18 protein-coding genes are annotated in these 22,608 nt (G+C 40.0%); 7 read left to right on the top strand and 11 right to left on the bottom strand.

The features are described from left to right. Positions 1-50: 50 nt before the first annotated feature. From FTU83_RS13025 to pilG, 4 genes are read right to left on the bottom strand one after another with little or no spacing between them, the layout of a single operon-like run. On the bottom strand, positions 51-2,126 hold the full coding sequence (locus tag FTU83_RS13025; protein ID WP_180106820.1) for a methyl-accepting chemotaxis protein: 2,076 nt from the start codon (positions 2,124-2,126) through the stop codon (positions 51-53). 44 nt (positions 2,127-2,170) lie between these two features. Then, entirely contained in the window at positions 2,171-2,707 is a 537-nt protein-coding gene (locus FTU83_RS13020) for a chemotaxis protein CheW (RefSeq protein ID WP_180106818.1), read from the bottom strand. A 6-nt stretch (positions 2,708-2,713) separates the two neighbouring features. Beyond that, positions 2,714-3,082 carry a response regulator gene (locus tag FTU83_RS13015; RefSeq protein ID WP_078191059.1) on the bottom strand — a complete coding sequence of 123 codons (369 nt, stop codon included), beginning with the start codon at positions 3,080-3,082 and terminating at the stop codon, positions 2,714-2,716. A gap of 30 nt (positions 3,083-3,112) precedes the next feature. Then, positions 3,113-3,496 (bottom strand): twitching motility response regulator PilG, encoded by a 384-nt coding sequence (gene pilG / locus FTU83_RS13010; RefSeq protein WP_078191060.1) that lies wholly within the window; start codon positions 3,494-3,496, stop codon positions 3,113-3,115. Positions 3,497-3,839: 343 nt separating this feature from the next. Between pilG and FTU83_RS13005 the strand changes: the two genes are divergently transcribed. The 4 genes from FTU83_RS13005 (at position 3,840) to FTU83_RS12990 (ending at position 10,523) form a co-directional block, all read left to right on the top strand. Beyond that, the gene (locus FTU83_RS13005; protein ID WP_373683064.1) at positions 3,840-4,433 is read left to right on the top strand and encodes a hypothetical protein; all 594 of its coding nucleotides are present in this window, start codon (positions 3,840-3,842) and stop codon (positions 4,431-4,433) included. Positions 4,434-4,479: 46 nt separating this feature from the next. Beyond that, positions 4,480-5,583 carry an efflux RND transporter periplasmic adaptor subunit gene (locus FTU83_RS13000; RefSeq protein WP_180106816.1) on the top strand — a complete coding sequence of 368 codons (1,104 nt, stop codon included), beginning with the start codon at positions 4,480-4,482 and terminating at the stop codon, positions 5,581-5,583. Between the two features lie 23 nt (positions 5,584-5,606). Then, complete coding sequence (locus FTU83_RS12995; protein ID WP_180106814.1) at positions 5,607-8,711, top strand: efflux RND transporter permease subunit; 3,105 nt, start codon at positions 5,607-5,609, stop codon at positions 8,709-8,711. A gap of 96 nt (positions 8,712-8,807) precedes the next feature. Next, entirely contained in the window at positions 8,808-10,523 is a 1,716-nt protein-coding gene (locus FTU83_RS12990) for a proline--tRNA ligase (protein WP_180106812.1), read from the top strand. 64 nt (positions 10,524-10,587) lie between these two features. Here the strand turns inward: FTU83_RS12990 and FTU83_RS12985 are convergent, their stop codons facing one another. From FTU83_RS12985 to FTU83_RS12960, 6 genes are all read right to left on the bottom strand, one after another. Continuing rightward, entirely contained in the window at positions 10,588-11,895 is a 1,308-nt protein-coding gene (locus FTU83_RS12985) for a hypothetical protein (protein WP_180106810.1), read from the bottom strand. A gap of 50 nt (positions 11,896-11,945) precedes the next feature. Beyond that, entirely contained in the window at positions 11,946-14,126 is a 2,181-nt protein-coding gene (locus FTU83_RS12980) for a DUF6160 family protein (protein ID WP_180106808.1), read from the bottom strand. Positions 14,127-14,156: 30 nt separating this feature from the next. Further along, positions 14,157-14,846 carry a hypothetical protein gene (locus FTU83_RS12975; protein ID WP_111884916.1) on the bottom strand — a complete coding sequence of 230 codons (690 nt, stop codon included), beginning with the start codon at positions 14,844-14,846 and terminating at the stop codon, positions 14,157-14,159. 10 nt (positions 14,847-14,856) lie between these two features. Beyond that, positions 14,857-16,917 (bottom strand): hypothetical protein, encoded by a 2,061-nt coding sequence (locus tag FTU83_RS12970; protein ID WP_180106806.1) that lies wholly within the window; start codon positions 16,915-16,917, stop codon positions 14,857-14,859. Between the two features lie 244 nt (positions 16,918-17,161). Then, the gene (gene dcd, locus FTU83_RS12965; RefSeq protein WP_005008040.1) at positions 17,162-17,731 is read right to left on the bottom strand and encodes a dCTP deaminase; all 570 of its coding nucleotides are present in this window, start codon (positions 17,729-17,731) and stop codon (positions 17,162-17,164) included. Positions 17,732-17,843: 112 nt separating this feature from the next. Beyond that, positions 17,844-18,437 (bottom strand): LysE family translocator, encoded by a 594-nt coding sequence (locus FTU83_RS12960; protein ID WP_078192265.1) that lies wholly within the window; start codon positions 18,435-18,437, stop codon positions 17,844-17,846. A gap of 439 nt (positions 18,438-18,876) precedes the next feature. Between FTU83_RS12960 and FTU83_RS12955 the strand changes: the two genes are divergently transcribed. The 3 genes from FTU83_RS12955 to FTU83_RS12945 are packed head-to-tail and all read left to right on the top strand — an operon-like array spanning position 18,877 to position 22,365. Further along, positions 18,877-19,884 (top strand): TAXI family TRAP transporter solute-binding subunit, encoded by a 1,008-nt coding sequence (locus tag FTU83_RS12955; RefSeq protein ID WP_168379308.1) that lies wholly within the window; start codon positions 18,877-18,879, stop codon positions 19,882-19,884. Then, positions 19,862-20,356, top strand: a complete 495-nt coding sequence (locus tag FTU83_RS12950; protein ID WP_227591861.1) for a DUF1850 domain-containing protein — start codon at positions 19,862-19,864, stop codon at positions 20,354-20,356. Before FTU83_RS12955 ends, FTU83_RS12950 begins: the two co-directional genes overlap by 23 nt. Continuing rightward, positions 20,353-22,365: a TRAP transporter permease gene (locus FTU83_RS12945; protein ID WP_180063268.1), complete on the top strand. Its 2,013-nt coding sequence runs from the start codon at positions 20,353-20,355 to the stop codon at positions 22,363-22,365. The genes FTU83_RS12950 and FTU83_RS12945 overlap by 4 nt, the downstream gene beginning before the upstream one ends. Positions 22,366-22,513: 148 nt before the next feature. On the opposite strand, the gene FTU83_RS12940 is transcribed toward FTU83_RS12945, so the two are convergent. Beyond that, a partial coding sequence (locus FTU83_RS12940; protein ID WP_151778716.1) for a transposase domain-containing protein occupies positions 22,514-22,608 on the bottom strand: 95 nt, incomplete at its 5' end.

Genomic DNA, 22,608 nt, shown 5'->3' with positions numbered 1-22,608 from the left:
TCGGTGCAGTACCCTAGCCGTAGCTAAGGTACTGCAGGTTTGCGCCTGACTTACTCTGGGAGTTTAAAGTCAGATACAGATTCACGTAATGATTCAGCCATGTTCGCCAATTCAGATACCGAACGTGCAGTATCAAATGTTGCACTGGTGGTTTGCGAGGTAATTTCTTGTACAACGTTCATCGTTGTCGCAATATGACCTGCAGAAGCAGACTGAAGTTTTGCAGCATCCGAAATGTTTGCAATCAGTTTCGCCAAGTTACTCGATACAGACTGAATTTCATCCAGTGCTACCCCGGCATCCTTAGACAAGTTCGCACCACGTACAACTTCCGAGGTCGTTTGTTCCATCGAAATTACAGCTTCGTTGGTATCCGTTTGAATAGTTTTTACCAAGCCTTCAATCTGCTTGGTTGCAGACGCTGAACGTTCCGCAAGACGCTGTACCTCATCCGCTACCACGGCGAAACCACGACCTGCCTCACCTGCCATCGACGCCTGAATTGCTGCGTTTAATGCCAAGATGTTTGTTTGGTCGGCAATATCGTTAATCAGTGCGACAATGTTACCAATCTCTTGAGAAGACTCACCCAAACGTTTAATACGTTTTGAAGTTTCCTGAATCTGTTCACGAATCGTGTCCATACCTTCAATTGAACGGTTTACGACATCTGCACCGTTTGCAGCAATTTGTACAGAACGTTCTGCTACAACAGCTGATTCTTCAGCGTTCGAAGATACTTGGTCAATCGACATTGCCATTTCGTTAATCGCGGCAGATGCACCAGCAATCTCTTGCGCCTGATGTTCAGATGCTTCTGCAAGCTGGTTGGTAATACCCTGCGTATTCGCCGTATATTGCGCAACTTCTTGAGAAGTTTCTGTAATACGCGATACAAGGTCACGTAATTGGTCGATTGCGAAGTTAATCGAGTCGGCAATCGCACCAGTAAAGTCTTCAGATACCGTCGCATACGAACGTAAGTCACCGTCTGCAAGATCGGCAATTTCATCGAGTAAACGTAAAATCGCGTTCTGGTTACGGTCATATTCTTCTTGAAGACGAGTTACACGGAATTTATCCGATTGACCACGTAAAGAAAGAAGTTTGAACACACAGATCAAGAAGGCAGTTAAAGCAAGAATCAACAGTACCGCAGGTAAAATGGTTTTCAGACCAGTACTAGAAGACAATTGATTTAGGTTACCCAACAATTTGTCTGACTCAGCAAAAATTTGTGAAGATGCTTTACGTACGTTCACAATTTGCGTTGAGTTTTTCAAAATCGTCGCAGCCGCTGATTTCAATACGTCATCATATTCAGCTTTAATACCTTCAAGTGACTCACGTAATTCAGGGCTTTCAATACGTTGTACACCAAGCTCTGTACTACCATCCAATTGAGCATTTAAGTACAAACCGAAGGTTTCAGTATCGGCACTGAAGTCATCCGCAGACTCACGTGAGCTATCAGAACCTGAAAGTACCGAACTGATCGAACGTAAAATACGTTCTGCAATGAATACTTGGTTTTTCGCAATAACCACCTGGTTCGAAGGCATGTCTTGACGTGCCATTTGGTCGACCATCAAGTTATATTCAGCCTGAATCCCCGGAATGGTTTCACCAATCGCGATGTTCGTGTCATATAACTTGTTAATGATTTTTTGTTGCGAAGTAATCAAGTCAATACTTTTTGAAACTTCAGCCCACTGCGTATCTACAGATTTCAGCGCATCGGTATTTGCATGAATATCTTTTACAGTTTCTAAGTTTTCTTTGAACGAATCTTGAGAAGCAATTAATTTTTTCATTGCATCTTCAGTACCTGAAGCAGTTGCCTCAGTTGCTTGACGCGAAATTGTTTGCGAAAGAAGACGGAGTTCACCCAAACTTTGCGTTAATTGGTTACCGCGAGGAACGCTATAGAATAGGTATAATAAAATGATCGTTGCCAGTACTAATGAACCAATCGCACCATAAATAAATGGTTTGGATTTTTCACTATCACCAAAAACTCGAGATAATTGATCTGTCTGTGATTGCAGTTTTGCCAGAAAAGCATTACCGCCTTTACGACCACTGGTGCTTTCACCCGTATTTTTCTTTTTAAGTTTAAAGCCCATTCAGCTTCTCCCCGATTACGCCTTCTTTCGTTCGTGCGCGACAATTAATTTATAAATTTTATAGATGCGTTCATGTATTTTGGATTTTGCAGTAAACGACTGAAGAGAAATACATTCCACTGCTGGTTATGCTGGTGGAAATACCCCTGACAATATTCCTGTAAATTTCGATCCAACTCATTATGTTTAGAAAAATAACTTTTCTTATTAAAGTGTTGAATACCCAAAACTTGATCGACTACCAAACCGACATAATGGTCATTATGACTAATACATAAAACTTTTTGAGTGGATGAAAAACTACTTCGATGACCGGTTATATATTGTGCTAGGTCAGACAAAGAAAGTAAGCGTCCCCGAATATTGGCTAGTCCCATCACCCAAGGTTGGGTATTGGGAACTGGCGTATATTTTGGTGGGTAGATCACTTCAGCTACTTCACCTAAAGGAGCAACGTAATATTGCCCCATCATCTCAAAAGCAATGCCTGACCATCGGTTTACTTCATTTTCAGTGGAAACATAATTTTTGTTTCCTCGTTTTGCGATTCGAAGTAATTCGATAAATCCATTTGCTGCCATAGAGCTTTATCCTGCATTGAGGTGTTGCTTAATCACATCAATTAATTGTTTTTCGTCTACAGGTTTAGTTAGATAATCAGAAGCACCTTGGCGTTTACCCCAAACACGGTCAGTTGCCTGATCTTTGGTACTTACAATGACAATCGGAATATGTTTGGTGGTCGCACCACGTGCAATTTGACGTGTTGCTTGGAAACCATTCACACCCGGCATTACCACATCCATTAAGACCAAGTCTGGTAACTCAGCTTGAGCCATTGTCACCCCATCTGCCCCATTTGAAGCTTCAATCACTTCAAATCCGTGTTTACCTAAAATTTCTTTAAAACGGAAAGTTTCTGTTGGTGAATCATCAACGATTAGGATACGTGCCATGCTTTTTCCCCAAAAAAATAAAAAATCTAATTAAGCTGTAACGTGATTACGGATTGCATTCAGCAATTCATCTTTACTGAATGGCTTCGTTAAGTATTCATCCGAACCCACAACACGACCCTTCGCCTGATCAAATAAACCGTCTTTACTTGAAAGCATAATCACAGGAATGTTTTGATAATTTTGAGAGTTTTTAATCAGGGCACAAGTTTGATAGCCATCAAGACGTGGCATCATAATATCGACAAATACGATATCTGGATTCGCATCTGCAATTTTTGAAAGTGCTTCAAAACCATCTACAGCAGTGACGACTTCACATCCTTCACGCTGAAGCAGCGTTTCGGCCGTACGACGAATGGTTTTTGAATCATCAATTACCATGACTTTTAGATTTTGGAATTTATCGTCCATTTATTGACCCTACCCATTGAGGATGTACAAACAATTAAGTTAGCAGCATTATTATTTACAAGTTGTGAACATTTTTAACATATCTTTACTTGCGTTTTCAATGAACATTTTCTGCGCAAACACACAAGATTTCTTGTTTTTATTAACTGCTTCACACTTTCCGATGACCAACGATTTTTTTTTAACTTGGAATAGTATTTAATTGTCTTAATTAAGCATATTATAGCAAGATTATTACTTTAAAATAAGTAATTTAGTCAACTTTAAACTGGGGAGTACAAGGTTGAGTCCGTTTACAAAAAAAATTCACTTGATTGGCCTTAAACATTTCTCAAAAAAAGTCATTCTGACGACTTGTTTACTGGCTTATACCCCGCTTTTATTTGCTGCACCAACCAATACGCAGCAACCACAAAAGGCGACTTGGTATCGTTACTATGACAGTAAAGGCATAGCAAACATCAGTACCAATGTGACACCAAATCACATCCGCTATGGTTATGAAGCACTTGATCAAAATATGCAAGTGATTAAACGTAACCGCCCCTACAATGCTGAAGCGGACGTTAGACAAGCTCCTCAGCGTGCTGCCCAAGCACGTCAGCAAGCTTCAGATATCAAACTTAAAAAAGCCTATACCAATAGCCGAACTGCGGCCATTAAAAAGCGTGATGCACTGACTGGTATACGTAAACAGATCGTGTTTGAACAAGAACAATTAAAACAATTACAAAATGATCGTGTATTATTTGTTCGCCAAGAACGTGAACATTTTCGAAAAGGTGAAACCGTTCCGGCAAAATTAAAAACAATGTTGGATAATAATCAAAAAAATATGGTGGCGAAAAAAGAATACATTCAATCGTTACAAACTCGCTATCGAAATACAGAAGCTGAATACGACAGAATTATTACGCGTTTAAAAGCGATGGAATAAACTTGTTATTCAATTGCTTTTGTAGACCGCTGATATAAGGACCATTATGCAATCTGCACAGCAATCATCCCCATTTTTAAAGCTTAGCCTGCTTTGCATAAGCCTGACTTTGGCTGCATGTCAAAAAGAAGATCCGCAGCAAAGTGTAAAACCAGAAAATAAGATTGAATTAATTCAACAAGATCTGGTGACGATCGAACAAGGCAACGCCATTTCAAAAACTGCCTTTACAGGTACCATTCGGGCGGTCAATCAGAGCAGTATTCAAGCCCAAGTCACTGCGACTGCAACCAATGTTAATGCAGAGGTCGGGCAACGTGTCAGCAAAGGCCAAGTGTTAGTGCATTTAAATAATCAAGACAATGCAGCACGTCTTGCTCAATCTCAAGCGAACCTCGCATCCACGCAAGCTCAAGCCAATCAAGCTAAACTGATGATGGAACGTAAACAGCGCTTGCTAAATCAAGGCTTTATTTCCAAAGTAGAGTTTGAACAAAGTCGTGTCGATTACCAAGCTCAAATGGAAAATGTTCGCGCCCAACAAGCCAATGTCGATATTGCACGTAAAGCCAATCAAGACGGCACCATTTATAGCCCTATCCAAGGCGTGATTACCAAGCGTGATGTTGAACCGGGACAAACGGTTGCTGCCGGACAAACCCTTTTTGAAATCGTCAATCCAGACCAATTAGAAATTCAAGCCAAATTACCAAGTGATCAGCAAGCAGCGCTGAAAATTGGACAAAAGATTGAATATAGCATCCAAGGTAATAGCAATTTACTCACAGCACAAATTAGCCGGATTTCACCGATTGCCGATCAAGCCAGTCGTCAAATTGAATTTTTTGCAGCCCCAAATGAAACTATTACTTCATTAAGTATTGGTGCTTTTGTCGAAGGTCACATCTTAGGCACGGATAATATTTCAGGCCAAAAAATTCCACTCGACACCATTCAAAGTTTAAAAGACCAACCTTATGTCTGGGTCATACGTCAAAATAAAATTGCCAAAGTACCTGTACAAATTTTGAATCAGAGTTATAGCAACAACACCGCGATTGTTCAGGGCTTACAAAATAGCGATCTGATCAGCCGAATTAAATTTAATGATTCAGATATCAAACAAGATGTAAGTATCAGCCAAAATTAAAAGAATAAGGCAGGACAGTTGTTATGTGGTTAACCCGAATTAGTGTGAAATATCCTGTTTTCACCATCATGATGATGTTCTGTCTGATGGTGCTAGGACTCGCTTCTTGGCAACGTATGGGCGTTGAGGAATTTCCTGATGTCGACTTCCCTTTTGTTGTGGTCTACACCAACTATCCAGGTGCTTCTCCTGAGTCTGTCGAATCTGAAATCACTAAGAAACTTGAAGATCAGATCAATACCATTTCTGGCCTCAAGCAAGTGATTTCACAGTCCAGTGAAGGTTTATCCACGGTCATTGTCGAATTTAATCTAGATGTCTCATCCTCGGTAGCTGCACAAGATATTCGAGATAAAATTGCACCAGTAACCGCACAATTTCGTGATGAAATTGATGACCCGATTGTAGAACGCTACGACCCTACTGCCAGTGCGATTATGTCGATTGTTTTTGAATCGAAGGACATGTCTTTACGTGATTTGAGTTCCTATCTGAATCAACGGATTGTACCACAACTTAGAACAGTTCCTGGTGTCGGTACGGTCAATTTATTGGGCGATGCGCAGCGACAAATTCGAATACAAGTAAATCCACAAAAATTACAAAGTTTCGGGATTGGGATCGATCAAGTTATAAACACCTTAAAATCTGAAAATATTGAAGTTCCGGGAGGAACTTTAAAACAAAAGAACTCAGAATTGGTGGTCGAAATTAAATCTCGAGTTATTCATCCAAACTCATTCGGAGATTTAGTGGTTGCCAATAAAAATGGCGCGCCGATTTATCTCAAACAAATTGCCGAAATAGAAGATAGTCAAGCCGAAATGGAGTCGAGTGCCTATCTGAATGGCAAAACTGCCGTTGCTGTCGACATTCTGAGAAGTTCGGACTCTAATGTGATTGAAGTAGTTGATAATACCCGTAAAACCTTAAGTAAAATTCAACAGCAATTGCCGCAGGGCACGACCGCAGAAATTGTGGTTGATTCATCTAAAGGTATTCGTGGCAGCATTAAAGATGTAGCACGTACCATTATTGAAGGTGCTGTACTTGCGGTCTTCATTGTTTTGTTATTTCTCGGCTCATTTCGTTCGACAGCCATTACAGGTTTAACCCTACCGATTTCACTGCTGGGTACCCTCACCTTTGTTTGGATTTTTGGTTTTACCATCAACATGATGACCCTACTGGCTCTCTCACTAAGTATCGGTCTACTCATTGATGATGCCATTGTGGTACGCGAAAATATTGTCCGCCATGCCGATATGGGCAAAGACCATGTCACCGCAGCACTCGACGGTACAAAAGAAATTGGTTTAGCTGTATTGGCCACGACCTTGACCATTGTTGCCGTATTTTTACCTGTGGCATTTATGGGCGGTATTATTGGGCGTTTCTTCTATCAATTCGGTGTAACCGTCAGTACCGCTGTACTAATTTCGATGTTTGTGAGTTTCACCCTTGACCCGATGTTGTCTGCTCACTGGGCAGAGCGCCATGATCCAAATAAAAAGCCCGGCAAAATAAAACGCTTTTTTAACTGGATTTCGGGCAAACTCGACAACCTAAGCCATCATTATGAAAAATTACTCAAGCTTGCTTTAAAGTTCCGTCTCATTACCCTTTTAATCGCCGTCGCATCATTATTTGGTGCATTGGGTTTATCCAAACTGATCGGAACTGAATTTGTACCGGTACCAGACAAAGGTGAAATTCGGATCAAATTTGAAACACCAGTTGACGCAACCCTTGAATATTCACAGGCGAAGCTTAAGCAAGTCGATCGTATCATTCGCCAGCATCCAGAAGTCAAAGCCACTTATGGTGCCATTAATAGTGCCACTGATCGCGGTAAAAACCATGCCAGCATTCGTGTCACCGTTTCACCACGTACAGAGCGTAGTCAAACCTTAACGGATCTCAACAATGAATTCCGTACCCGTTTAAAACATGTGGCAGGAATTACTATTACCTCGATTGCCTCAGCTGATGAAACAGTATCGGGCGGTCAAAAGCCGGTTATGATCTCGATTAAAGGCCCAGACTTAGATGAGTTACAACGCATTTCTGACCGATTCATGAAAGAAATTTCGAAAGTCGACGGTATTGTCGACTTAGAAAGCTCACTCAAAGAACCTAAACCGACATTAGGTGTACATATCAATCGTGTTTTAGCCAGTGATTTAGGTTTATCCGTCAATCAAATCGCCAATGTATTACGCCCTCTACTTGCGGGGGATAATGTAACAACGTGGAAGGATGATAAAGGCGAAACCTATGATGTAAATTTACGACTCACTGAAGATCAGCGTCGACTGCCAACAGACATTCAAAGCATGTACATCACATCACAAAAAACCGATGCCACAGGCTTACCTATCTTGGTTCCATTGGCAAGTGTGGCTAGCTTTGAAGAAACATTGGGTGCTTCACAAATTAACCGTCGTGATCTAGCACGTGAAGTGATGGTTGAAGCCAATACGGCAGGTCGTCCCGCAGGTGATATTGGTGCCGAAATCAATGAGATCGAGAAAAACTTCGACTTGCCACCGGGTTATAGTTTTGTCACGCAAGGTGCCAATAAAGATATGGCTGAATCTGCGGGTTATGCAATGACGGCGATAACTCTCTCCATTGTATTTATTTATATTGTTTTGGGTTCACAATTTAATAGCTTCATTCACCCTGCAGCCATTATGGCTTCATTGCCCTTATCATTGATTGGGGTGTTCTTGGCCCTATTCTTATTTAATTCAACCATGAACCTCTTTTCCATTATCGGGATTATTATGCTCATGGGCTTGGTGACAAAGAACGCAATTCTACTCATCGACTTTATTAAAAAAGCTATGGATCATGGTGTAGATCGTTATGACGCAATTATTGAAGCAGGTAAAACCCGTTTACGCCCCATTTTAATGACCACCAGCGCAATGGTGATGGGTATGGTTCCGCTTGCACTTGGTCTGGGTGAAGGCGGTGAACAAAGCGCGCCAATGGCACATGCCGTGATTGGTGGTGTGATTACCTCTACCTTACTGACACTCGTGGTTGTTCCAGTGATTTTTACCTATTTGGATGATTTCCGAAACTTCCTTGCACGTCAGGCCAAAAAAATCATGTCATAATGACAAAATCTAAAATGAGGTGACTTTGGAAAATGTTCACCTCATTTTTTATTGTATACTCTCCACTTTAACGCTTAATTTTTTAGGACAGTTTCCATGCGCGCGAGTCGCTTTTTATTTGCAACGTTAAGAGAAACCCCAAACGATGCTGAAGTTATTTCACATCAGCTTATGCTTCGTGCCGGGATGATTCGTAAATTGGCTTCAGGTTTATACACTTGGCTGCCGATGGGCGTTCGCGTATTAAATAAAGTTGAAGCGATTATCCGCGAAGAGATGGATCGCGCTGGTTCACTTCAAGTCCTGATGCCTGTCACTCAACCTGCGTCTTTATGGGAAGAATCAGGTCGTTTCGTACAATATGGTCCAGAACTATTACGTTTTAAAGACCGTCACAACAATGATTTTGTACTTGGCCCTACACATGAAGAAGTGATTACAGATCTTGCTCGCAATGAGTTGAAAAGCTATAAGCAATTGCCTGCAAACTTCTACCAAGTACAAACCAAATTCCGTGACGAAATCCGCCCTCGTTTCGGTGTGATGCGTTCACGTGAATTCATCATGAAAGATGCCTATTCTTTCCATGTTGACCAAGCCTCTTTACAAGAAACCTATGACAAGATGTATGCAGCTTACTGCAAAATTTTCACTCGTTTAGGTTTAAATTTCCGTCCAGTTCAAGCGGATACAGGTTCAATTGGTGGTTCGGGTTCACATGAATTCCACGTACTTGCTTCTAGCGGTGAAGATGACATCGCATTCTCTACAGAGTCAGATTATGCTGCTAACGTAGAAATGGCTGAAGCAGTATTAGTAGGTGAACGTTCTGCTCCAACTAAAGCACTTGAAATTGTTGATACACCAAATCAAAAAACCATTGCTGATGTTTCTGAATTCCTTAAATCAGACCCTGCTCAATCTGTCAAAGCATTATTGGTTCAAGGTGTTGCTGAAGAAGGTAAAGCTGCGCCAGTGGTTGCCTTGTTCCTACGTGGCGACCATGAACTAAATGAAATTAAAGCAGAAAAACACCCATTAATTGCTGCTCCATTAGCCTTTGCAACTGAAGCACAATTGGCTGAGTTAGGCTTAACTGCTGGTTTCTGTGGCCCTCAAGGCCTAACTGAAAAAGGCATTACGGTTATTGTTGACCGTGCAGCATCTGTACTTTCAGACTTTGTTGCAGGTGCAAACCAAGTCGATAAACATGCTGTAGGTGTAAACTGGGAACGTGATGCACAATTTACTGAAGTTTATGACCTGCGCAATGTTGTTGAAGGTGACCCTTCTCCAGACGGTCAAGGTACAATCTTGATTAAACGTGGTATCGAAGTTGGTCATATCTTCCAGTTGGGTCAAAAATACTCTGAAGCACTTGGCTGTAAAGTCTTAGGTGAAGACGGCAAACCTCTCGTTGTGACTATGGGTTGCTATGGTATTGGTGTAACCCGTGTTGTTGCTTCTGCAATTGAACAAAACTTCGATGACAAAGGGATTATTTGGCCGTCTGCAATTGCTCCTTTTGAAGTTGCGATTGTGCCAATGAATGCGCATAAATCACCGCGCACGTTAGAAGCAGCTGAAGCACTGTATGCAGAATTAACTGCTGCTGGTTATGATGTTCTTCTAGATGATCGTAATGAACGTCCAGGTGTTAAATTCTCTGATATCGAGTTAACAGGTATTCCACACCGTATCGTTATTGGTGAGAAAGGTTTGGATGCTGGTACATTTGAGTACAAAGGTCGCCGTGATGAAGAATCAAGCAACCTCAGTAAAGAAGACCTTGTAGCGAAAATTGCAAAATAATTTGCGCTAAATATAAAAAAATCCCGCTAAGTGCGGGATTTTTTTATATTAAATACTTTAAGCCTTAACAGAATTTCAGCCCGCCGAAGCAGTTAGAACGAAACTCCTGTCCAGAAAGTTTTAAATTGTTTAATGGGAAATCAATTAATGACGGGTTTTTAATTTCTTTAACATCTAAAGCCGAACCTGCAACACAACCAAAGATTAAATCTCCACAATTACGAACATTGGTACTTAAGTCATGGTTAATTCCAGCGATCGTTTGTTTCAACACTTCATCTGTAATCGCCACTTTATCTGATGGTGTAATACTGCCCAAATCAACTTCATCTTCCATCGCCAACCACCAACCTCTTTCTGCTGCAACTGCAGCACCAGGCCAGAGTATTTTTTGAGCTTGTAAGGATAACGAAGCAGGGTTATTTAGATAAAGTGCATGGATCAAACCTAAACTTTGATTTACCGTAATATCGGTTTGTAGTCCAGTAAGATAGCCTGTTACGTCTTTATTCAAATTAATATTTAACCCAAGTAGAGAGATCTGAGCTTCTAATGGACCACTAAAATCTAGACGATCAACTGTACCTGTGCCTTTTAATACCGCAATATTATCCTTAATTCTATTCCCGCTCACGACAGTGGCTGGAATTGTAAAAGGTGCTGTGGTTGATTTTAAATTAAAGGAATAATTATCTGATTTGTAGTGAAGCGGTAGATCAACTTCAGCACCAAATAATGTCCCCTTAACAGCCCCTTCAATGTATTGCTGCGTAGAAGCATAGTCCATCACACGCTCGGCAGTTGTTGCAACACCCGCAGACGCTTTGGTTTTCATATACCCACTAAAGGTGTTGATACCATTGGGTGTATTACTATTTTCTGTACCTAATGTCATTAACCCAGAAATTTTTTCAGCGCTCAGACGAAAGCCCATCACTTCACGAGTTGCAGCTGATTTGGGATCTTTAATTGCAATTTCGATAAAAGGATTGGTCAACAAAGCAGAAGTTGCCGCACGTTCATCAGACGTATAATTGCTATTTGCAGGCAATCCACTCAGTGAAATATGATCAATATCAATATCACAAGCACCTGAGCCATTTGCACCACCACAACCCAATTGCAGCTTTTTAATATTGGCATTGAGCTCCATTTCAGCTTCTAAACCAAGCTTATAAAAGCCGACATTGGATTGGTCTACGGCTTGTCCACTCTCATCCACAGAATTATACCCCTGCGTATATTCCATGGAGAGTAATGCTTGACCATCAACTTTTGATAAGCTTTCATCATCTAAAGTCATCATTGCATGAGATAAGCTACTCATCGCAAATGTCGAGAAGATCAAACCTCTGATTAACTTCTTTTTCATAACAAATTCCCTGTTCGTTATTTTATTTATTTGTTATTGATTTAATTTTACTAGCGTGGAGTAATCCCCATCGTACTTCGCATTGTTCCACCTGTTAGGGCAATATCCGCCATCTTTTGCATATTGCCATGTGTTAACATCGATACTTCTGCACGAAACGCTTTAGACATATTATTGGTTGGATTGAATTTCACCTGATTATCAAACTCTACCGAATCTTGTTTCATTTTAATTCGAGCATCAAAGCCTAGATCGCCCTGCATTTTATTAATATTGATACTTGAAGCTGAAACGACACCGCTGGCATTTACATCTTCATTCATCAAACTTAAATAGCTTCCCATAACTTTTTGATCTTTCTTTTCAGCATCTGTTAATGCTTTAAATTCAAAGCTTCCACGGAAAGATAAATAATTATTTTCTGCACTGTCATTTAGACCCGGCACTATAAATAGCTCACCTTTACCATCAAGTTTAAACGCAATATTCGTCAACACATCATCACGTTTAGAGAAATTATCTAAAGGTACTGTAGTCCCACATTTGGCAGAAGCTGTAGTCGCACAGTTATAGGTTGAACCCGGAAGTTGACCAATCGCTAACTCGGCATTAGCTGCAATCAATAAATTATCTGCACGTACATAGATGCCATCATTTTCATAACCAATCACACCTTCAGATTGAATAAGGGCATTGATGTTTCGTAAGCCTGCATAATAATTGACTTCTTGACCATTAATACCTTTTTTACCATCAATCAAAATAATGGAAGTTGTACTTGGTGTTCCTGTTTTTTTATCAACACCATAACCATCTGTGCTCATTACAAGGTTATAGCCAATACCTGATTTTTCAGCCGCATTTTTATAACTGTATTTTTTCTCTGATAATGCAACATTGGCATTCATATTATAAATCGGGATACCAATCCCCCAACTGTTGTCATTACTTGCAATTGCAGCAATTGAGTTATCAAAAATAAATCGTGCGGTACGCGCGATGGACTGAAAATCCATACCACGAATCGCCACAAGTGCAAAATTTCCACCCGCCGTTTGATTTGACAGATTCTGGGTTAAAACATTATTGGTTAAGCCTAATGTCGCTTTTAATTTATCATTTACCAGAAAATCAAGGCTTTTGGCTTGAATGGTATTGATATAAATATCGCCAAAATCAATATAGGCATTTTTATCAGCAACTAAAGACGTTAAATTAGAAAATTCAATGGCATAACTACCAATACCCGTATGGCCAATTTCTAAGGTTGTCGGTGCTTGACCTGCAACAAGACTCGGATCATCCTTTGAAGTAAAATCCGCGCGCACTCCTAAATGTAAACCACCTGAACCAACAGACTCATATCCTGAAGCTTTCGTTGCTAAACCAAAATCTTTGATTCCTTCTTGGTTTGCATTTAAGGCCACTCGTGCATTAGTGACAGCACCCGATGCTCCCATACGAATTAAATTGCGCTGTGCACCACCATCGGTACCGTAACGTAGATCGATATTAACGCCGGGGTTTGTGGCATCGCTACGTGAGCTATGTACATCTGAAGTGTCCTTGACCCGCCCCAAATTGACCGTATGGTCTTTGCTCCCTGTGGATTTTGTGGTGAGAACAATGCCTTCATCAGCTGCGACATACATATAACCTGAACCAGCAAAGTTAAAGTTAAAGTCCTTTAAGGTTACGCTATGTCCATTCATACCATGACTAATACTGGCATTTTGCAATTGAAATTCCATATACGCCGTATCATTACGGTTAAATAGACCATTGCTGGTTTCAAGTAATACTTTTAAAGGTGAAGATGTTGCAATCGTAAGTGAACCTAAATTTTGCGTAGGCGTTTGGCACGTTGTGCCTTGACACAGCAGCATAATATTTTGTGCAACAGCCGTAAATGGGCTGACACTTGCAGCTATACGCATGCCTACACCAGCATCCGTAGTCCCAACATCAAAATCTAATTTAGATGTAATAGTGCTTTGCCCAACGCCATCTATTTGTACATTGTGCAAACCCATTTTCATCTTATTTTGGTCAGTTGGGTCAACCCAATTTAACTGATCAACTTTGACTCTAGAAACTTCATGGGTAATCGAAATACCATCTTGGCCAGTAACTGCACCCAAGCTTTCATCGGTCATCGCTTCAAAAGCATAGGCATGTTGAGCAAGTAAAATACTGGTTGCGAGTGCCGTTAAAGTTGTTATTTTTTTCATCACAATATCCTTATATTCAGTCACAGCTGATTAACAGCGACCTGCACCATTTCCAGTGCAGTTAAAACTGAAGATGTTTAACTTTCCACTCATGTGCATGTTGCCATGCACATTAACACCCATAAATCCTTGTTCTGAACCACGATCAAAATCAGGCACTGCTAAAGTTGAAGTTGTTCCATCAGCTTTCTTTTCGGTATAGGTCGTATAAGTACTGGTATTTTCATAACCTTCCTTACCTGTCGTCCCTGTTTCCACCGCCAACGTAGCAAAGCCTAAATTCCTGATTTTTAATGGCTTGTCATCATAAAATGTCAACTGCATAGCCGTTTGTGGATTACCTTCACGATTGATAATCGTCACACCATCCAGTGAAAATTGATCGATCTGTAACGTTCCTTGAAACTGTTTAAACACCAACCATTTCTTATTACCATTTGCATCCACATGATTATTGGGTGCAAGTGCTAACCGACAAAATTCATTGGATGAACATTGATATCCATAAAAAGCTTGAGTCGTTTTACCATTCGCATCCATGATTGATATATTGTTTTTTGACATATCATTGGCATATTGATGATTTAAGGAAAGTGTCCAGCTGAGATCTGCACCGCCTTGACCCGTTGCAGCGGTAAGTTCACTATTATCCATAGACACTAAACCTGCATGAGTTTGTGTCAGTGCAGCACAAACAACAGCGCATAAAATTTTATACATGTAATTTCTCCTACAGCCCTGTTGTTCTTATTTTTAAGTGCTGAATCAAGACGCCATCTATGGCAACAGATCCTAAGTTCGTGCTTTGTCCATTAACACCTTTAAACACTACACCTGTCGCAGTATCCGTACTTTTTGCATTCAGCAGATTACCAGGCAAGCGTTCTACTGTACCGATCGCAATACTACTATGTGTTGCATCACGCCCTTGATACAGTGCTGTCGCATCTGAAGCATTGGCCTTTAAGTCTGTGCCACAACTATAGACGTTACAGGTTGAACCTTTAAAATCTGCAGCATTTAAACCTGATGTACCTGTGGTATTGCCAGCGATATCTGTATAGTAGGTATAAATTTTACTGTAAATTGAAGGCACGTTAGGTATACGTGTTACTTCCAAAATAATATTTCGACCTTCCGACCCCACAATAAAGGGCTGATACATATTGCCTAAAACTAAATTGATGTTTGGGCTATATAAGTATAGGCCTTCCGTTTCATGGAAAATCGGAGCAACAGACCGATCCATAGCTGGTGTCGCTGCAGTACCATCATCCAGTTCAGAGCGTGCAGCTGTACTAATACGTATGCCACGTGCATCCAAATCACCATCATTAATACTGAGTGATTCAGCACGATCGTTGGTGTTAATACGAATTAGGCTAGCTAAACCTAAGGTTTGGTTGTAATTGGTATTGGTTGATTTTAGGGTTTGAAAAATTCGAACTTGTGAACCATTGAAGCTCAAACCATTCGCAACAATTTGAGTACGTAAACGATAGTCTTTATCCAAGCCACTGGTCGGCGCACCGGTAATCGGATCAACAACATTGCTTGAATTCAAAGACCGTGAAAATACATCCATCCACAAACCAAGTTTGATGTTGTTAGATGCATCATCTGCCGCAATTTTCTTTAATGGTGCCTCAATGGCTAAGTAACCAACATTCCCCTTATTATCTTTCGCAAATTGTTCAACATCTTGATTTCCCGCATGGAAAAGCCACGGATTTTCAGCTGTCCCCCAATTAAACCCTTGGTCTGTATAGCGCGTCGCTAATGAACTTTTGCCATTTTTGTCTTTGCTATTGGATAATGCTAAACCATAAATAAAAACATCTGCTTTCGATCTGAGGCTCGATACGGTCGCAGTCGAGGCAATTTGTTTTGCTGTAATTTCAGCATTTTTTTTCACAGTTGCTAATGCTGAATCACTCGCCTTTTGAGCTTCAAGCTTGGCATAGTCCGTTGCCAACTGATTGAGGGTTTCTGCCGCTTTGGCATTCAACTGAGCATTTTTTGTCGTATCTATAATATTTGAACGTGTAATTTTTCCTGAGACATAATTTTTATAAAAAGTCGAAGTGGTCGGTAAATTACCCGTACTATTGTTACCGTATAGTAACTCAATCATTTCATAGGTATTTTTTAAAGCAGCAGTTTGTGACTTTTCTTTTAGTCCTGGAGTAATTGATTCTTTCGTTGTTCCATCTTCCTCGAAATCCATTAACCACGATGACCCATTATAATAGTCTTTATAACGCTGATCGTAATATGCCTTCATCGTTGGCGATTCAAGATAAGACTGTACTAATCGACCACGATATTCTGTTGAATATGTTGTTATGGTTTCATTGGTAATACGTGTAGCATTATTGGTCTCATAAGTGCTTTTAGAACTTAAGAAAGTTGAGTCATAAACACCGTTATAGCCCGTAACTCGGCCTTGCTGATAAGCATCAACATAAGCTGCTTTGTAGATTTTATCGTAAGCACGCTGCCCTAATTGTTCATAGTTTTCACCAGTAGGAATAATCCGAATAAAACCTGTATCGTTTTTCCCTGGATCAACCATACCTGACGCATAACTAGAAGCTGTAGAACGGTCATTTGGGCCTTGAAAGACCATTTTGAAATTTTCTAAAGTGAGTGCAACACCTTCACCCGTTGTGGCTGAAAGTGCTTCATCTGATAAATCTTGAAGCGCATAAACAGATGGTGCAGCGAACATGCTGACTGCGGCTGCTAAGCAACTCTGGCGGAATAACTTAGCCTGGGTGAATTGAGTCATCTCGACCTTCCTTTTATCAGATGCTCTGCATCTCTCTTATATTTATTCCTGAGAACTGGCTTTGATGTTATTGTCCATTTATTCCTTAAATGGAGACTTGTGATAGACCAGTCACTTAACTTTTTATTATGCTGAATAATTACTCAATTGCAAAAACTTCCCCACCGAATGGTCTATTTTCCGATGAATGACCCAACAAAAAAGCGGGCTAATTCGCCCGCTTTTTTAAACTCAATCCGAAGGATTAAGCTTTCGGTAATGTCACACCGGTTTGACCTTGGTATTTACCACCACGGTCTTTATAAGAGGTTTCACACACTTCGTCTGATTCGAAGAACAACATTTGTGCGACACCTTCACCCGCGTAAATACGTGCAGGCAAGTTGGTTGTATTTGAAAATTCTAAAGTTACGTGACCTTCCCACTCTGGTTCAAGAGGTGTCACATTGACAATAATACCGCAGCGAGCATAGGTTGATTTACCTAAACAAACGGTTAACACATTACGTGGAATACGGAAATATTCGACTGTACGTGCTAGTGCAAACGAGTTCGGCGGAATGATACAAACGTCTGATTCGATATCAATAAAGCTTTTATCGTCAAAGTTTTTAGGGTCAACAATTGCTGAATGAACATTGGTAAAGACTTTAAATTCACGAGCACAACGCACGTCATAACCATAGCTCGACACGCCATACGAAATAAGCTTTTCGCCATTTTCATCATAACGGACTTGGTTTTCTGCATACGGTTCAATCATGCCGTGTTTTTCGCTCATTTCGCGAATCCAACGATCAGACTTAATAGCCATTTATCTCTATCCAAAAACTTAAATCAATTATTGCGTGGTACTTTAACTGAAATCCGACTTAATGAAAATAAGCTTTGCCGAACTAAGCGGATTTAGTCATTTTCAAATCATTTTAGAGTTTTAAAATCGCAGAATAACTCAGTGGTATCGAAAAACTGACCAAGACTAGCGATGCTGTTCGTTGTAAATTGGCTTGATTGAGCCAACTAATTTTATTCGATGCCAAAACGGAACCAAGAAAGGTCCAAAAGAATGCTATTGGAACGATCAACAACAAAAAGATCAGCATGTGAGCTACATAATACTGCGCATTTTGCCAAGCCAATGCAGGAAAAATCGCAGATGCGAATAATAATGCTTTGGGGTTTAATAACGTCGCAACAAAAAGTTCGCGTGCACGAATGCCCTTTTGATTAAAATTTTCAGCAACAGTTGCTGTACGCCATAATCGCATAGCCAAAAATAGAATATAGCCAGCACTAAACAGTTTTAAAATGGTCGGCAGTAAAGGCAGATGTACGGAAATTTTACCAATGAGAAAACCCCATAGGCTAATCGAAATAAGATAACCAAAGGCTTCCGCTGGAATGAGTCGGAATGATTTACGTAGCCCAACTTGAATACCCGAAGATGCGAGTAGCGTATTGGTTGGTCCCGGCGTTAACAAAATACTGATAACTAGACCAATAAAAAACCATGAAATCATACTTTGACCTCAAACTTAATCCGCGAAGATTAATTCAGTTGTTTCGTATTAGCAAAATAAAAATAGATATCGCTTATAGAGAACTCCTTATTTAATTTTATGAATTCAGCAACTTAAATAGAAAAAACAGAACCTTAGCTGAACAGTCATTCAGAGCACTTTACAATTCAAAGAAATAGTTTGAACTTATATTTATTAATAGAAAATTCACATAAACCCCATACATACCCTACAGTTATTACACGTAACAAAATATTATTAAAATAAACAATACCGCCCCATGCCATTCTTACGCATAGCAATTATTTATTGGAGACTAAAAATCAAAAAAAATACTTTTCAAAAATAATTGATTAAGTTATGTTCAATTGAGTAGTGGAAATTAAAACTAAAATTCATCAAATCAATATTCAAAATTTATGTGTAAAAGGACGTTTCTATGAACCAATGGACAAAACTCACGTTACTCTCGGTCACTTTGGCATGTATTACTGCTTGCTCAAATGATCAATCTACTTCAAAAAATACCACGGAAGGAAAAAGCGCAGAAACTGCTACATCTGACAAACTTCAAACCAAATTCGTAACCATTGCAACTGGTGGGGCATCAGGACCTTACAATGTGATTGGGACAAGTCTTGCAGAAATTTATAACAAAACCTTTGGTGTAAATTCTAAGACTCAAACTACAGGTGCATCCGTCGAAAACTTAAACCTTCTGAAACAGAATAAAGTTGAAATGGCATTTGTTATGAGTGACAGCTTAACAGAAGCACTGAACGGAACAGGAAGTTTCGCAAATGGTAAAGTTGAGAATGTCAGCCAAGTCGCAGCGCTTTATCCCAACTACGTACAAATCGTAACCTCTAAAAAATCAGGGATCAAAAATATCGAAGATTTGAAAGGTAAACGTATCGCTGTAGGTGCACAAAATTCAGGTGTAGAAGTAAATGCACGTACACTGTTGAATGGTTTTGGAATCACCTATAAAGATATTAAAGTTGATTATTTAGGCTATGCTGAAGCCGCTGATGCTTTAAAAGGTGGCAAGCTTGATGCAGCATTCCTGACTAGTGGCATTCCAAATTCATCACTCATGGAACTTCAACAAAGCTTTGATCTACAGTTAGTTTCAATTAATGCAGATAAAGTCAAAGAAATAGCTAAAGATCAAAGTTATTTCTTACCGATGATTATTCCAAAAGGCACATATGGCAATACTGCGGACATTCAAACTGCCGCAATTAAAAATGCATTAGTTGTTCGCACAGATATATCGGATGATGATGTCTACAAACTAACAAAAACTTTCTTTGACAGTTTGCCTCAATTGGCAACTTCACACCAAGCAGCAACAGAAATCACGCTTGAAGGTGCTCAACAAGGCCTTGTAGCGCCTCTACATCCAGGCGCGAAACGCTACTATGATGAAGTGGCTAAAAAATAATAAGCTTCAAAAAAATGCAGTTTATACTGCATTTTTTATATTGTTCTTCTTAATCTATGCTAGCTATCCAACACTGTATACGCAGGTTAGAGTTGAAACTGATATATGCAAAATTTCAACTGATCAATTTGATTTACAGTGGAAGCATTCAGTAGAAAAGACGGCTTGGTCTGAACAATATCAGCGTCAAAAGAATAAGTTTTTACTGCGCCACACCGATTTGATTTCATTTGGTGCAGGTACACCCTCAAATTATCCCATTGAGTTTCAAAAAAATGGTGTGATTAGAATGCGGGTCAATCAAAATATAGATGAAATCAACTGGGTGATTTCTAGAAATATGCAAGGCACGATCCTCGCTGACCAAAAAATTTGGTCTATTTTTCAAAGTTACCCAGACTATAGTTTGGTCAACATCTCGGTTCAATATCAACCCAAATGGAAGTCTTGGTGGATTGGAGAATGCCTATGAATTCCAAAGAAGATAAAGTTGTATTAGAACAACTCGATGAGAAACAACAACAAGCCATATTAGAAAAATTTGATCGGGAATCTGTTACTCGAATCAATATGAGCAAATCTGTTACCTACTTTGTTGCATTTGTAGCGATCTTTTATTCATTATTTCATTTATTTATTACGTTTAATCCTTTACCTGAGTTAATACAGCGTGCAGCCCATGTCGCTATTGGCCTAGCACTCATTTTTTTACTCTATCCAGCTCGTCAAACAAGCTCCCGACAGCATATTTCACTTCTCGATTGGTTCTTGGCTTTGCTTTCCATCTTCAGTTTTTTATATTTATGGAAAGAATATCAATCTATTATGACCACTCGAGGTGGTATTCCAAATACCTTAGATATCGCGTTTGCAATTATGAGTGTGGTATTAGTCATAGAAGCAACTCGCCGGGTCATGGGGTGGATGCTGCCCATTTTAAGTTTAATTTTCCTGACCTATACATTTATCAGTCACTTTGATTGGTTGCCAGATCGATTAATTACTCGCCCTTATACAATCAGCGACATTTTCGGACATATGTATTTAAAAACCGAAGGCTTATATTCTTCGGCAATTGGTGCATCCGTCACTTTTATTTTCTTATTTATCCTTTTTGGTGCTTTTCTTGCAAAATCAGGTATGGGGAAATTGTTCAATGATCTTGCCATGGCATTGGCGGGTCATAAACAAGGTGGTCCTGCCAAAGTTGCTGTAATTTCAAGTGGATTTATGGGCAGTATTAATGGAACTGCTGTTGCCAATGTTGTTGGCACAGGCTCATTTACCATTCCATTGATGAAAAAAATTGGTTATCACAAGAATTTTGCTGGTGCCGTTGAAGCCAGTGCATCCGTCGGTGGACAAATTTTGCCGCCAGTCATGGGTGCGAGTGCCTTCATTATGGCCGAAACAACTGGCGTGAGTTATGGCACGATTGCACTAGCCGCATTATTACCTGCCTTATTGTATTACCTTGGCGTCATGGCTCAAGTTCATTTCCGTGCGGGTAAAGATGATCTGAAAGGCGTACCTAAAGCTGATTTACCTAAAGTAAAAGAAGTTCTAAAAGAGCGTGGACATTTACTTATTCCAATTTTGGCACTGGTCTTTTTCTTATTTCAAAATATTCCTGTGAGCTATGCTGCTGTCTACACCATCGTCCTGACCATCTTTGTAGCAGCTTTAAGAAAATCAACACGAATGGGTGTAAAAGATATTTTAGATGCGCTCGTTGATGGAGCCAAACAATCATTATCTGTGATGGCTGCTTGTGCTGTCGTTGGTATTATTATCGGCGTAGTAAGTCTGACAAGTTTTGGTTCAGTAATGACTTCTTCAATTATGAGTTTAGGTGCAGGTAGCCTCTTTCTCACTTTATTTTTAACCATGATTGCATCGATGATTTTAGGCATGGGGCTTCCATCTATTCCGGCCTATATCATTACTGCCACCATGGCAGCACCAGCACTCGCAAACTTTGATATCCCTGTATTAGTCGCGCATATGTTTGTGTTCTATTTTGGTTTATTTGCAAACATCACCCCACCAGTTGCCCTTGCCGCCTTTGCGGGCGCAGGAATTGCAGGCGGTGATCCAATGCGCACTGGGTTTCAGGCCTTAAAACTATCTCTTGCTGGTTTTATTGTTCCATTTTTATTCGTTTATAACCCTGCCATGCTGATGATTGATACCACCAATGTTGCAGTCAATGCTCGAGAATTTGCCTTTCCTGCATGGACAACTATAGTGAGTATTACTGTCACTTCAGTGATAGGAATTCTCGCTTTAGGCTCCGCAGTTGAAGGTTATTTCAAGACTTATCTCAACTGGTTCTGGCGTATTTTTTTAGGTGTGGGTGCGCTGTGTATGATTATTCCAGAAACCATTACAGATATTGTAGGCATTATCATGGTCATCATCGCAATTACGGTGAATATTATCACTGCTAAACGTAAAGCAAACCCGTCTCTTTCCTCCTAAAAAACCAATTAAAAAGCTCGGTAATTACCGGGCTTTTTAATTTCTTAGACTAAGGCGTACCCTCATTTGATGGGTGGGTTTTAATGACTTCAAATAATATTTAAAATTATTTGTTCCGTAAGCGTCCGCTGAATCCCATACCTATTTTTTAATTCAATTTAGGTTTCCAGCAGTGCGGCAGCAATTCTTCAATTTGGGTCACTTTGTGTGTCGGCAACCTTTTCAGCACATCACTTAAATAGG

It is taken from the genome of Acinetobacter sp. YH12152, from assembly GCF_013418285.1.
Taxonomy (GTDB): Bacteria; Pseudomonadota; Gammaproteobacteria; order Pseudomonadales; family Moraxellaceae; genus Acinetobacter; species Acinetobacter amyesii.
The sequence above is the reverse complement of the archived record's forward strand: the minus strand, read 5'-3'. Positions and strand labels throughout refer to the sequence as shown.